Here is a 14,431-nt window from a genome sequence, read left to right on the forward strand (position 1 = left end):
GCTGTCGCTTCGCTTTCGCAACAGATAAACAATGTTGCTGTCGCTTCGCTTTCGCAACAGATAAACAATGTTGCTGTCGCTTCGCTTTCGCAACAGATAAACAATGTTGCTGTCGCTTCGCTTTCGCTACAGATAAACAGTGTAGCTGAAGATTTTGAATGAAGATAAAAATAGCTATCCAATAAGTTTGTTGAGACTTATTAGGATAGCTATTTTTATTTTTTCTGGAAGCGCGGAGCCACTTTTCCATTTTTCCGATCGCGGTGAAGTAAAAAACCTGCGAAAAAGCCAAAGCCTATAACAAAAAGAATAATGCCAACGACAAATTGTAGCCATAAAAATGGGAAAGGTGAAATGAGCTTACCAAATAATGTATCACGCATAAATTTAATGCCACCTGCAGCCATAAGACCGGGAATAAGCATTACTATAAATGCAGCAAAACGAGCCATGCATGTCCCTCCTTATTCCTAAGTTTAATTGTACCTGTGGATATTGGAATGTCAAGAAACGTTATAAAACTATGGAACTGATGAACTCAAAAATAAGTAAGACAAAACGTGATAATTGTAACTGAATCTTTAGAAAATTCTTACTTAAACAAGAAAATGTAATAATAGTTGCTAAATTGTGAAATTGTCAGTATTGTAAAATTAAATGGAGCAATATTATCCATTGTTAAACAATTTTAAATTTTTTCAGCAGGTATCCAAATACCTGGTGAAAGAATTTAAAGCCTCCGGCGGATGTCACAGAATCGGAAAACAATTCAATATAGGATGTTAGCCTAAAATCATTGCATCCATGCGAAAATGGCTAACTGACCTGCGTCGGTAAAAACGCCACGTCCTGTGGCATTACCGAAATGACCGACATCGTGTCGGCCCTCGTGCAGGCCTATGCACAAAGCCGATTCCGGACGCAGTTATGCCGAGGCATAATTGATACACTAATTATACTGAATTGGAATGGGCATTTGGGGATGCACTTTCCAAAGCAAAGGGGCGAGTTTTCATGGAAATCTTCAAGTATATGGAAAAGTATGATTATGAACAATTGGTATTTTGCCAAGATGAAGCATCAGGGTTAAAAGCGATTATCGCTATCCATGACACAACACTTGGACCAGCATTAGGCGGGGCACGTATGTGGACATATGCATCAGAAGAAAATGCAATAGAGGATGCATTGCGTTTAGCAAGAGGGATGACCTATAAAAATGCTGCAGCTGGTTTAAACCTTGGCGGTGGAAAAACGGTTATTATCGGTGACCCATTTAAAGATAAAAATGAAGAAATGTTCCGTGCACTAGGACGTTTTATCCAAGGGCTTAATGGTCGCTATATTACGGCAGAAGATGTAGGTACAACAGTAACAGATATGGATTTAATGCATGAGGAAACAAATTATGTAACGGGAATTTCCCCTGCTTTTGGTTCATCAGGAAATCCTTCACCAGTAACTGCATACGGCGTTTACCTTGGGATGAAAGCGGCAGCAAAAGAAGCATTTGGATCTGACTCATTAGAGGGACGTACTATTTCTGTACAAGGTTTAGGAAACGTAGCCTACAAGCTTTGCGAATATTTACATAATGAAGGTGCAAAACTTGTTGTTACAGACATTAATCAAGCGGCAATTGATCGCGTTGTGAATGATTTTGATGCGACTGCTGTAGCACCGGAGGAAATCTATTCACAGGAAGTTGATATTTTCGCACCTTGTGCATTAGGAGCGATTTTAAATGATGAAACGATTCCGCAACTAAAAGCAAAGGTTATCGCAGGTTCTGCCAATAACCAATTACAAGATTCTCGACATGGTGATTATTTACATGAATTAGAAATAGTCTATGCACCTGATTATGTAATTAATGCTGGTGGAGTAATAAATGTAGCTGATGAATTATATGGATATAACCGTGAACGTGCAATGAAACGTGTCGAAGGCATTTACGATAGTCTTGAAAAAATCTTCGCGATTTCTAAACGTGATGGTATACCGACGTATGTAGCAGCTAATCGTTTGGCAGAAGAACGTATCGCTCGAGTATCAAAGTCTCGTAGCCAATTCTTAAAAAATGAAAAAAATATTTTACACGGTCGTTAAAAACCGCTTATTCGTTGAAAGAAGTCGCATTGTCGACTTCTTCTAACTTTATCGTAAATTAATAGATTACATGAATGATTAGCATTTGTCTCACAAGGGGGAATCTATATGGCTCAAAACTATGATGTTGTCATTTTAGGCGGAGGTACAGGGGGTTATGTAGCTGCAATTCGAGCTGCACAGTTGGGCTTAAAAACAGCTATTGTCGAACGTGAACGACTAGGTGGAACATGCTTGCATAAAGGCTGTATACCAAGTAAGGCCTTACTTCGAAGTGCTGAAGTGTATCGTATGGCAAATAAAACTGCGGCAGAATATGGTGTTCATATCGAAGGGGTTACATTGCAATTCGACAAAGTGCAAGAAAGGAAGCAAGCTATTGTTGAGCAATTGAGCCAAGGTGTGAATACACTGATGAAAAAGGGTAAAATAGACGTTTATCAAGGAATAGGGCGAATTTTAGGTCCATCTATTTTCTCACCGATGCCTGGCACTATTTCTGTTGAAATGAGTAATGGCGATGAAAATGAAATGCTAGTTCCAACAAATGTTGTCATTGCCACAGGATCAAAGCCAAGAGGAATGGCGGGACTAACGGTTGATGGTAAATATGTGATGAACTCTGATCATGCATTGGAAATGGAAGAACTGCCAAAGTCGTTGTTAATTGTTGGCGGAGGAGTTATTGGAATTGAATGGGCCTCGATGCTTTGCGATTTTGGGGTTTACGTAACGGTCATTGAATATGGGCCATCCATTTTACCTGCAGAGGATGCGGATATTGTAAAAGAAGTAACAAAGCAACTTGAAAAAAGAGGCGTCCGCATTGTGACGAACGCTCGCTTAGATTCAGGATCCTTTAAAATTGAAAATGATAACGTTTTCATTTCTGCAAAAGTAAATGATAAGGATGAATTATTTGAGGCAGATAAATTATTGCTTTGTGTTGGACGTGAAGCCAATACACAAGGTATTGGTTTAGAAAATACAGAAATTGAAGTAGAAAGTGGATTTATCAAAGTCAATGATTCGTATCAAACGAAGGAATCACATATGTATGCCATAGGGGATGTTATCGGTGGCTTACAATTAGCGCATGTTGCCTCACACGAAGGGGTGTCTGCTATTGAGCATATTGCAACGGGTAAAACAGAGGGACTTGATGTTCTAAATGTTCCAAAATGTGTCTATTCTTACCCTGAGGTCGCAAGTATTGGCTTAACAGAAAGGGATGCACAAGAGCAAGGTTTTTCATTGAAGGTTGGTAAGTTTCCGTTCAAGGCGATTGGAAAAGCACTAGTTAATGGAGAGACAGATGGTTTTGTAAAAATTGTTGCTGATGAAGAAACGAATGATATTTTGGGTATTCATATGGTAGGTCCACATGTGACAGATTTAATTGGAGAAGCATCGCTTGCTAAATTATTGGATGCAACGCCTTGGGAAATAAGTCAGGCCATTCATCCACATCCGTCACTGAATGAGGTGCTAGCGGAATCGGCGTTAGCGGTGGATCATCGCGCCATTCATTTTTAAGATTCGCAGTTTTTGTAACTAAAGTCTAGGGTCAAAACAAAAATCTGTTCTTGATTAACAGGTAGATTGATAAAAGTGCTCATAAAGAGGAAGGTGACGTCGTTCGAGGAAAATGTCCTTTCTGGAGTGGAATGTGCAATCAAGTACATATTTTGATGAAGAGCCATAATTACTTTAGTTATCTGTATCCAGAAAGGTGTTTTTGTAGCGAAAGCGAAACGTTCGAAAGGGGTGTTCGTATGCAAGGTGTTCAAATTAAGCATGAGGATTTAGGGTTAACAAATGAAGATGTGCTTGCAATATTCGAAACGATGTTAATGGCAAGAAGACTAGATGAACGAATGTGGTTATTAAATCGTTCTGGTAAAATTCCGTTTGTTATTTCTTGTCAGGGTCAGGAGGCGGCGCAAGTAGGGGCAGCCTTTGCTCTTGATCATAACAAAGATTATATTGCACCTTATTATCGTGATATGGGTGTTGTTTTACATTTTGGTATGACACCGAGAGAATTGATGTTATCTGCATTTGCTAAAGCAGAGGATCCGAACTCGGGTGGGCGCCAAATGCCAGGTCATTTTGGACATAAGAAAAATCGTATTTTAACAGGTTCTTCGCCAGTTACGACACAAGTTCCGCACGCGGTGGGTGTAGCTTTAGCAGGGCGCCTACAAAAGGAAGATTTTATTACTTTCGTTACACTCGGTGAAGGTTCATCTAACCAAGGTGATTTCCATGAAGGTGCGAACTTTGCAGGAGTGCATAAGCTTCCGGTAATTATAATGGTAGAAAATAATCAATATGCAATTTCTGTGCCAGTTGAACGTCAATTAGGCTGTGCGAAAGTATCAGATCGCGGTATTGGCTATGGTATGCCAGGTGTTACAGTTGATGGAAAATGTCCGTTGCAAGTATATAAGGTTGTGAAAGAAGCGGCTGATCGTGCTCGTAGAGGTGAAGGACCAAGTTTGATAGAGACAGTGACGTATCGCTTAACGGCCCATTCTTCGGATGACGATGATCGTCAATACCGAACTGCTGAGGATATAGCAGAAGGAAAGGCAAAGGATCCAATTTTGTTATTTGAAAAGTATCTAATGGATACTGGTGTTATGACGGAAAAACTTCGTGCTGAAATAGAAGAACGTGTCATGGCAGAGGTGAATGAAGCAACAGATTATGCAGAAGCTGCTCCGTATGCACCACCAGAGCATGCTATGAAATACGTATATGCACCAGTGGACGGAGGTGACGTGTAATGGCAGTAATGTCTTATATTGATGCGATTACATTAGCGATGAAGGAAGAGATGGAACGTGATGAGCGTGTTTTCATTTTAGGAGAGGACGTTGGTCGTAAAGGTGGGGTTTTCAAAGCGACAGCAGGTCTTTACGATCAATTTGGTGAACATCGGGTACTTGACACACCTCTTGCAGAGAGTGCTATTGCAGGTGTTGGTATTGGTGCCGCGATGTATGGAATGCGTCCAATTGCCGAAATGCAATTCGCTGACTTCATCATGCCTGCAGTTAACCAAATAGTTTCTGAGGCAGCAAAAATCCGCTATCGTTCAAACAATGATTGGTCTTGCCCGATGGTTATACGTGCACCATTTGGTGGAGGTATTCACGGAGCACTTTACCATTCGCAATCTGTAGAGGCACTTTTTGCAGGAACACCAGGGTTGAAAATTGTTATACCTTCAACACCGTATGATGCTAAAGGCTTATTAAAAGCAGCAATCCGCGATGAAGATCCAGTGCTATTTTTTGAGCATAAGCGTGCATATCGTCTTATTAAAGGCGAAGTCCCGGTAGACGATTACACATTGCCGATTGGTAAGGCAGATGTTAAGCGGGAAGGGGAAGACGTTACTGTTATTACGTATGGTTTAGCTGTCCATTTTGCATTACAAGCTGCAGAGCGTCTAGCAGCAGATGGTATTTCAGCGCATATTCTTGACTTACGCACGGTTTATCCGCTTGATAAAGAAGCAATCATTGAGGCGGCAAGTAAAACAGGTAAAGTTTTACTAGTTACTGAGGATAATAAAGAAGGTAGCATTATGAGTGAAGTTGCAGCAATCATTGCAGAGCATTGTTTATTTGAACTCGATGCACCAATTCAACGTCTTGCAGGACCTGATGTTCCGGCAATGCCGTACGCACCGACGATGGAAAAATATTTTATGATTAACCCTGATAAAGTAGAGCGTGCGATGCGAGAACTTGCCGCATTCTAATATAAATGGATCTATTTCTGTTATCCACTCATGTGATGATAGAAGCTTTTAAACGAATTTAAGACTCTTCATCGAAAGTTCGGGATGACATTTCTTAAAACGTTATGTCGTGTATATAAGTTGGTTGGAGTTGAGACAGGGTTACTCCTCCTAGGGGGATTGGACGCCCCTAGGAGAGCGTCAAGTCGGTACGGAAATCAACCCCACTTTATGGTGATGAGTATAGTATAAAATATGATAGTAATTTGATAGATACAATTACACCTAGGCATAATTGATGGGGGGAATAGATGATGGCTATTCAAAATATTACAATGCCACAGCTCGGCGAAAGTGTAACTGAAGGTACGATTGAAAAATGGCTTGTCAAACCAGGTGATACAGTAAAAAAATATGATCCACTAGCAGAAGTTGTTACAGATAAAGTAAATGCAGAAATCCCATCTTCTTTTGAAGGAGTCATATCAGAGCTTCTTGCAGAGGAAGGGCAAACGTTACCGGTTGGTGCAGTCGTTTGTTCCGTTGAAATAGCAGGTGACAGTGAGTTACCTCCACCACCTCCAGCTAAAAAATCAGCGGTAAGTACTGCAATTTTAAATGCAGGTGTACAAAAGAAACAGGAAACTCAGCAACCAACTACAGCTTCAAGAGAATTGCAAAAAACAGTTCGTCAGGATAAAGTACGTTATTCACCAGCTGTTCTTCGACTTGCACAAGAGTATGAAATTGCCCTTGATCAAATCACAGGTACTGGTGAAGGTGGACGTATTACAAGAAAAGACCTAATGAAACTGATTGAAACAGGGAATGTTCCAACGCCTTTAGTGGAAACATCACCTGTAGTCGATGAAAAAGTTCCGCAATCAGCACCGGATACAACACATGCAGCACAAGAGAATACGAAAGCGGTCACACCTACACAACCAATGCAAGCAGGCGATATAGAAATTCCGGTAACAAAGGTGCGCCGTGCAATCGCCAATAATATGGTACGAAGCGTTCATGAAGTGCCGCATGCATGGATGATGATGGAAGTGGACGTCACAGATCTAGTAGCATACCGTGATAGCATAAAGGCTGAGTTTAAGCAAAAAGAAGGATTTAATATTACGTATTTTGCTTTCTTTGTAAAAGCTGTGGCTCAAGCTCTAAAGGAATTCCCGATGATGAACTCTATGTGGGCAGAGGACAAAATTATTCAAAAGCATGACATTAATATATCTATTGCAGTCGCAACAGATGATGCGTTATTTGTTCCTGTTATAAAACACGCTGATGAAAAATCGATTAAAGGCATTGCGAAGGAAATTCATGAGCTTGCAGGGAAAGTTCGCGCCGGAAAATTATCGATGGATGATATAAAAGGTGGTACATTTACGGTTAATAATACGGGTGCATTCGGCTCTGTTCAGTCGATGGGCATCATTAATTACCCACAAGCGGCCATCCTCCAGGTGGAAAGTATTGTGAAAAAACCAGTTATTTTACCTGGTGGAATGTTCGCAGCACGAGATATTGTGAATTTATGTTTATCTTTAGATCATCGAGTTCTTGACGGACTTGTTTGTGGTAAATTCCTAAATAGAGTTAAAGAAATACTCGAAAATACAAATAAATCTTCAACGTCAGTCTACTGATGACTTGTCGGAAGCCTGTTATATAACGGTTTCCGATTTTTTTTTGCTTTGCGAGTCGCAATTTGTCATGTAGAATAACAAATAGAAACTACTAAGGGGGGAAGCTGATTAAGCGTCCGCATGTCAAACAACATGAAAAATATTGAATTTGAAAAGCCGTCCTATTCAGAATGGCAAGATGCAGCAATCAAGGCTTTAAAAGGGAAACCACTCGAGTCTCTTTTAACGAAAACGAGTGAAGGTATTACATTAGAACCTCTTTACACCCAAGAAAGTTTAGTAGCAAAACTTGGAGAAGAACTTGATAAACAAGTTGCTACGATCCGTTCCCTACAAAATAACGAAGCATTTCGAGTGGCACAGCAAATATATGCTGAAACAAGCGATGCGTTTTTCGCACAGCTTGATGATAGCTTAGCTCGAGGCAATGAAGTAGTAACAATTGATAGCCGTGTGAATTTTGAATGGACTGAAGAAGTAGTGGCACAATTAGCGACTTATTTCTCTGAATATTCGTTTAAAATGTCGGTTGAAAATTCAAATGACCCATTATTAGCAGTATTCGACAAAATAGCAGATAATCAGCGAGAAGCTGTAAAAGGCTTCATCGTATCTAAAAATCCTATATTTTTAAATAATTTCCCGAACGTGCGCTCAGTCGGTGCGGACACAACGGTTTATCATAATGAAGGCGCAAACGCAGTGCAAGAGTTAGCTTATGCACTTGCATTAGCCGCAAAATACGCAAATCAAGAAGAAAGCTTTGATGCGTTCGCGAAGAAGTTTTATGTATCATTTGCAGTGGATACACAGTTCTTTACAGAGATTGCCAAACTCCGTGCTTTTAAAGTACTTTGGAAAGCGTTCTCATCTGCATATGGAGTATCTAATTGCATAAAAATTCCAACGATTGCTGAAACATCGTTAAGAAGTTTCTCGAAGCTGGATGTTTATGTAAACTTATTACGTTCGGCAAATGAAACTCTTTCTGGCTTAATTGGTGGTGCGGATGTCTTTACAGTTCACCCTCATGATGCATTAACGAAACCAACAGATCAATCGGTTCGTATTGCACGAAATGTATCTTTAATCTTAAAAGAAGAAACAAATGTTTTAAAAGTTATAGATCCAGCTGGTGGCTCTTACTTTATTGAGTCATTAACAGCAGATTTTGTGAAAGAAGCTTGGACATTATTTTTAGAAATTGAAGCAGCTGGAGGTATCGACGCTTACACTGCATCTGGAAAGCTTGCGGAAGAACTAGAAAAATCCTACCAAGCTCGTATTAAAGCGGTACAAACACGTAAGCAATCATTGATCGGTACAAATATTTATGCTAATCCAGCAGATGTGCTTGACAGCGCAACAAACCCAGCTTTTGCAGAAATTAAGCGCATTGCTAAACCTTTTGAACATTTACGTGCGGAAATGACAGCAGCAAATGTAACAACAGGAATCTTAGCATTAGGTACACTAAAAAGCTCAAAACCACGTGCTGACTTCGTGTCAGGATTCTTAAATACTGTAGGTCTAGTACCAGAAAAAAGTGAACCAATTGCTACAGCTGAAGAAGCATTAGCTTGGTTAAATGCTACAGAAGCAACATATGTAGTCATTGCAGGTAATGATGACGATACAAAAGAATTAGTACCAGCCATTTTAGCTGGCAAACGAGCAAACATAATTGTTGACGTTGCAGGTAAATTTAAAGACGAAGAAGAAGCTTGGTTAGCAAATGGCTTAAACGGCTTTATTTTCGCAGGACAGAACATCATTGAAAAATTAAATTCAGTGTTCGCTAGCATGAAGGAGGTCCAACGATGAGCAAGCCAAATTTTAGTGCAGTTGAAATCGAAAAAGTTTTAGCAGCAGAAGCGCCTCAAGCGTCAGAAGAAAAATTCATGACTAATGAAGGTATCGAAATTAAAGATATATACACAAAAGAAGATATTAAAGAGGCAAAGCATTTAAATGATGTAGCAGGTATTGCGCCTAATACGCGCGGTCCATACCCTACTATGTATGTAGCTCGTCCTTGGACTGTTCGCCAATATGCTGGTTTCTCAACAGCTGAAGAATCAAATGCATTCTATAAACGTAATCTAGCAATGGGTCAAAAAGGTCTTTCTGTTGCCTTTGACTTAGCAACTCACCGTGGCTATGACTCTGACCATCCGCGTGTAACAGGGGATGTTGGTAAAGCCGGTGTAGCGATTGACTCTGTAGAAGATATGAAAATCTTATTTGACCAAATTCCTTTGGACCAAATGTCAGTTTCTATGACAATGAATGGTGCTGTATTGCCAGTTCTTGCATTTTATATCGTTGCTGCTGAAGAGCAAGGAGTGACTCCTGACCAATTAGCGGGTACGATTCAAAACGATATTTTAAAAGAATACATGGTTCGTAACACATATATTTATCCGCCGGCAATGTCTATGAAAATTATTGCAGATATTTTTGAATATACGGCGAAATATATGCCAAAATTTAACTCTATTTCGATTTCTGGTTACCATATTCAAGAAGCTGGAGCAACAAATGACATTGAACTTGCGTATACATTAGCAGATGGACTTGAATATGTTCGTACAGGGCTTAAAGCTGGAATCGATATTGATGCCTTTGCACCACGTTTATCATTCTTCTGGGCAATCGGTATGAACTATTACATGGAAGTTGCAAAAATGCGTGCTGCACGCCGAATTTGGGCACAAATGATGTCAACGTTTAATCCGAAAAACCCGAAAACATTAGCACTTCGTACACACTCACAAACATCTGGTTGGTCTTTAACAGAGCAAGATCCATTTAACAATGTGACACGTACATTAATCGAAGCAAATGCGTCATCAATGGGGCATACTCAATCGCTTCATACAAATGCACTTGATGAAGCGATTGCTCTACCAACTGATTTCTCTGCGCGTATTGCACGTAATACGCAGCTGTTCCTACAAGAAGAAACGGCTATGACGAAAGTTATTGACCCATGGGGCGGGTCGTACTATGTGGAAAAATTAACAGACGAGATTACAAAATCTGCATGGGCTTTAATTGAAGAAATCGAAGAGCTTGGCGGTATGGCGAAAGCGATTGAAACAGGTCTTCCAAAAATGAAAGTCGAGGAAGCTGCTGCAAAACGTCAAGCGAAGATCGACTCTAAAACAGAAACGATCGTTGGTGTAAACAAATATCGTTTAGATAAAGAAGAACCTATCGACATTCTTGACATTGATAATACATTAGTTCGTCAAAAACAAATTGAACGTTTAGAAGCTATGAAGGCGGCGCGCGATGAAGCAGAAGTACAAAAACATCTAGCTCGTTTAACAAAAGCGGCGCAAGATGGCGAAGAAAACTTATTAGCGATTGCAGTAGATGCTGCGCGTGCTCGTGCTTCATTAGGAGAAATTTCTGATGCAATCGAAGTTGTTTCAGGTCGCCATAAGGCAGTAATCCGTTCAATCTCTGGTGTGTACTCTGCAAACTTCTCAGATGAAGAGCAAATTGCTGAAGTGAAACAAATGACAGAGGAGTTCCTTGAAAATGAAGGTCGTCGTCCACGTATTTTAGTAGCGAAAATGGGACAAGATGGACATGACCGTGGTGCAAAAGTTGTAGCAACAGGCTATGCAGACTTAGGCTTCGACGTTGATATTTCACCATTATTTATGACACCTGCTGAAGCAGCTCAAATGGCTGTGGAAAACGATGTTCATGTCATTGGTGTTTCTTCATTAGCTGCAGGTCATAAAACATTAGTTCCTGAATTAGTAGCGGAGCTAGAAAAACTGGGCCGTGAAGATATCATTATTATTGTTGGAGGCGTTATTCCGGCACAAGATTATGAATTCCTTTATGAAGCTGGTGCAGTAGCTATTTTTGGACCTGGTACAGTTATTCCTGTATCGGCACAAAAGATTATTGAAGAGATTTACAAACGTTTAGGCTATGAGGAAGTGTCTGAATAATGGACAAAAATAAAGGAATGCCTGAAAGTGCGCTATTTGTTATGGACGGAGTAGAGGCAACTCACGACGGAATGCAATATGGTACACCGAAAAAGTTCCGAAAGAAAAAAGCAGACAATTTAAACATACAGGAGCTTGCACAAGAAGTACGTGCAGGCTCTCGTACACACTTGTCAAAAGCTATTACACTCATTGAAAGTTCAAATGCAACACATAAAGTGCAAGCACAAGAGCTTTTACAGGAGCTTCTACCACATACAGGAAACAGTGTCCGGATTGGGATAACAGGCGTGCCTGGTGCAGGAAAGAGTTCGTTCATTGAGGCTTTCGGAACGATGCTTTGTGAGTTGGGGAAAAAAGTGGCAGTCCTTGCAATCGATCCGAGCTCTTCTTTATCGGGAGGAAGTATTTTAGGTGATAAAACTCGAATGGAAGAGCTCGTGAAAAAACCTAATGCTTTTGTTCGTCCCTCTCCATCAGCTGGTACCCTAGGGGGTGTTCATAAAAAGACGCGTGAAACGATGCTTATATGTGAAGCGGCTGGCTATGATGTCATTTTAATAGAAACAGTTGGTGTTGGACAAAGTGAAACGTATGTCCGAGGGATGGTTGATTTCTTCTTGCTGTTAGTTTTAACAGGTGCCGGAGATGAGTTACAAGGCATGAAGAAGGGCATTATGGAGTTAGCGGATTCTATTGTTGTTCATAAGGCTGATGGTGATAATGTTCGTCTGGCTAAAAAAACGGTATCCGAGTACAAGCAAATTTTACATTTCTTACAGCCTGCAACTCCAGGTTGGATGTCCACAGCAATGCCGGTAAGCTCGTGGGAAAAACGTGGTCTCGACAAAGTCTGGGATACAATAGGGAAGTTCAGACAAATCGTTGAGGCAAATAATTACTGGTCAATCAGACGTCAAAATCAGACAAGAGATTGGTTCCAATCGATGATTACCGACCAGTTAATTGATATGTTTTATGGTAATCCAGAACGGAAATCACAAGTGCAGCTTTTAGAACGTCAAATTTTAAATGGACAGTTGACAGTTACACAAGGTGTAGATCGTTTATTTAGCGATGAACAATCACAGAAATAATATCATCTAATATATGAGCAAGTAGGTGCACAAATTCGTCACTAACTGCTATGATAGGAGATGTATGAGCGTCGAATATCTAAAGCTAGTAAGTTTCACTTCTTTCAGCTGAAAAAAGTGAAAGCCACTGGACGCAATTATGTCGAGATATAATTGCTAATGATGACGCGATCTTGAAAGGAGCTATCGCTATATGAATATGGATTACGATTTATTTATGCAAGAAATTTTAAAAACAGCACGTGCAGAAATTGAGGCTGCTGGTTATGAGCAACTTCGCACGCCTGAAGCTGTTGAAGAGGCGTTTGCTCGCCCAGGTACAACATTAGTCATGGTAAACTCAGTATGCGGCTGTGCAGGAGGTATTGCACGTCCATCAGCAGCACAATGCGTACATTACGATAAACGTCCAGATCATCTTGTAACGGTGTTTGCTGGTCAAGATAAAGAAGCAACTGCAGCTGCTCGTTATCACTTCGGTGAAGATCATTTACCATCATCCCCATCATTTGTGTTATTAAAGGATGGACAAGTAGTAGCAGAAGTTGGACGCTATGAAATTGAAGGTCATGACCCAATGTCAGTAGTAACAAACTTACAAGCAAACTTTGAGGAATACTGCGACGAACTTTAATTTTATTCAATTATAGAAAAGCTATTCATTTAGCAGAAAACTCCGCAGGCTATAAAATGTCTGCGGAGTCTTACTACTAAAAAATTCTCCGGTTAGCATCGCTTTCTCCACTGATTTCAGTAGAATTGCATTTAGAATTTTTGTAATATTGGCTAAACGATTAGCTTATAGTTTTCTTTAAATTGAATAAAATAAGTAGAGTACTAAAAGATAGGAGGCAGTCGACTTGAAGAAGTTTTCAATCGGCTATCGTACATTAAAAACGGCATTTGGCGCAGCACTCGCTATTGCCATTGCCCAATACTTTGAATTAGCTTCTTATGCATCTGCTGGTATTCTAACAATATTATGTGTACAGCCAACGAAGAAAAAATCTCTTCATGCTGCTTATACACGATTTGTCGCAAGTATTATCGCAATGTTTTATGCATTTTTGAGCTTTGAGCTATTTTCCTATCATCCACTTGCATTAGCAGGTATGCTACTCATTTTTATACCAACAATCGTGTCATTAAGGGTAGCGGATGGCTTTGTCTCTAGTGCAGTTATTATCATGCATATATATGCAGCTAAAAGCTTTTCATTAGCGCTTGTTTATAATGAATTCGCATTAATGGCAATTGGTTATGGGACGGGAATAGCTATAAATATGTATATGCCAGACATTCAAAAGGAATTAAATTACTATCGAGTTAAAATTGAGGAACTTTACAGTAAGATTTTTTTAGAAATTGCCAACTATTTAAGAGAAGGCGATACATTGTGGGATGGGCAGGAAATTATTGAAGCAATTAAAGTATTGAATAGTGCAAAATCCCTAGCGTTTAAAGATGTTGAAAATCATTTTACGAGGCGAGAAAATGACTACTACGTGTATTTTGATATGCGTGAACAGCAGCTGGAAATTATAGATCGAGTTCTGCCTAAAATAACGGCGCTTCCTGTTATAGTACAAGAGGCTGTGATCGTTGCTGACTTTTTACAAGACCTCGGTGAACATGTTCATTCAGGAAATACGGCTAGTCAATTTAGAGAAAAATTAGAGCAAGTAAAGGTAGATTTCGCCCAATTACCATTGCCGAAAAATCATGAGCAATTTTTAGCACAAGCGGCACTTTATCAATTTATTGAGGAAATGGATCGATATTTAGAAATAAAGCAGTCTTTTAAGGGAATAAAGGTAAAGAAAAAGCGCCCGCAGTAAT

General features: G+C 39.9%; 11 protein-coding genes and 1 pseudogene. 10 read left to right on the plus strand and 2 right to left on the minus strand.

The features are described from left to right. Both ACVYAD_RS07270 and ACVYAD_RS07275 read right to left on the minus strand, forming a co-directional pair. Window positions 1-250: pseudogene (locus ACVYAD_RS07270) on the minus strand (hypothetical protein); the annotation flags it as partial. After that, window positions 216-452: a DUF2627 domain-containing protein gene (locus tag ACVYAD_RS07275; protein WP_079561768.1), complete on the minus strand. Its 237-nt coding sequence runs from the start codon at window positions 450-452 to the stop codon at window positions 216-218. The pseudogene ACVYAD_RS07270 and the gene ACVYAD_RS07275, both read right to left, overlap by 35 nt. Before the next feature lie 562 nt (window positions 453-1,014). Between ACVYAD_RS07275 and ACVYAD_RS07280 the strand changes: the two genes are divergently transcribed. The 10 genes from ACVYAD_RS07280 (at window position 1,015) to ACVYAD_RS07325 (ending at window position 14,430) form a co-directional block, all read left to right on the plus strand. After that, the gene (locus tag ACVYAD_RS07280; protein WP_386827282.1) at window positions 1,015-2,109 is read left to right on the plus strand and encodes a Leu/Phe/Val dehydrogenase; all 1,095 of its coding nucleotides are present in this window, start codon (window positions 1,015-1,017) and stop codon (window positions 2,107-2,109) included. Window positions 2,110-2,217: 108 nt separating this feature from the next. Further along, window positions 2,218-3,645 (plus strand): dihydrolipoyl dehydrogenase, encoded by a 1,428-nt coding sequence (gene lpdA, locus ACVYAD_RS07285; RefSeq protein ID WP_476425506.1) that lies wholly within the window; start codon window positions 2,218-2,220, stop codon window positions 3,643-3,645. Between the two features lie 239 nt (window positions 3,646-3,884). After that, complete coding sequence (locus tag ACVYAD_RS07290) at window positions 3,885-4,901, plus strand: thiamine pyrophosphate-dependent dehydrogenase E1 component subunit alpha (RefSeq protein ID WP_476425508.1); 1,017 nt, start codon at window positions 3,885-3,887, stop codon at window positions 4,899-4,901. Further along, complete coding sequence (locus tag ACVYAD_RS07295; protein ID WP_079561764.1) at window positions 4,901-5,884, plus strand: alpha-ketoacid dehydrogenase subunit beta; 984 nt, start codon at window positions 4,901-4,903, stop codon at window positions 5,882-5,884. Before ACVYAD_RS07290 ends, ACVYAD_RS07295 begins: the two co-directional genes overlap by 1 nt. 293 nt (window positions 5,885-6,177) lie before the next feature. Further along, complete coding sequence (locus ACVYAD_RS07300; RefSeq protein WP_476425803.1) at window positions 6,178-7,521, plus strand: dihydrolipoamide acetyltransferase family protein; 1,344 nt, start codon at window positions 6,178-6,180, stop codon at window positions 7,519-7,521. A 132-nt stretch (window positions 7,522-7,653) separates the two neighbouring features. Beyond that, a complete protein-coding gene (locus ACVYAD_RS07305) occupies window positions 7,654-9,345 on the plus strand; it encodes a methylmalonyl-CoA mutase family protein (RefSeq protein WP_476425511.1) in 1,692 nt (563 codons plus the stop codon). After that, window positions 9,342-11,495, plus strand: coding sequence for a methylmalonyl-CoA mutase (gene scpA, locus ACVYAD_RS07310; RefSeq protein WP_349660568.1), 2,154 nt, complete (start codon window positions 9,342-9,344; stop codon window positions 11,493-11,495). Before ACVYAD_RS07305 ends, scpA begins: the two co-directional genes overlap by 4 nt. Beyond that, on the plus strand, window positions 11,495-12,592 hold the full coding sequence (meaB, locus tag ACVYAD_RS07315; RefSeq protein ID WP_476425513.1) for a methylmalonyl Co-A mutase-associated GTPase MeaB: 1,098 nt from the start codon (window positions 11,495-11,497) through the stop codon (window positions 12,590-12,592). The genes scpA and meaB overlap by 1 nt, the downstream gene beginning before the upstream one ends. Before the next feature lie 193 nt (window positions 12,593-12,785). Then, on the plus strand, window positions 12,786-13,226 hold the full coding sequence (locus ACVYAD_RS07320; RefSeq protein ID WP_197141043.1) for a BrxA/BrxB family bacilliredoxin: 441 nt from the start codon (window positions 12,786-12,788) through the stop codon (window positions 13,224-13,226). A gap of 226 nt (window positions 13,227-13,452) precedes the next feature. Next, window positions 13,453-14,430: an aromatic acid exporter family protein gene (locus ACVYAD_RS07325; RefSeq protein WP_476425516.1), complete on the plus strand. Its 978-nt coding sequence runs from the start codon at window positions 13,453-13,455 to the stop codon at window positions 14,428-14,430. Window position 14,431: the final 1 nt, after the last annotated feature.

Source organism: Lysinibacillus sp. G1-3, from assembly GCF_056322905.1.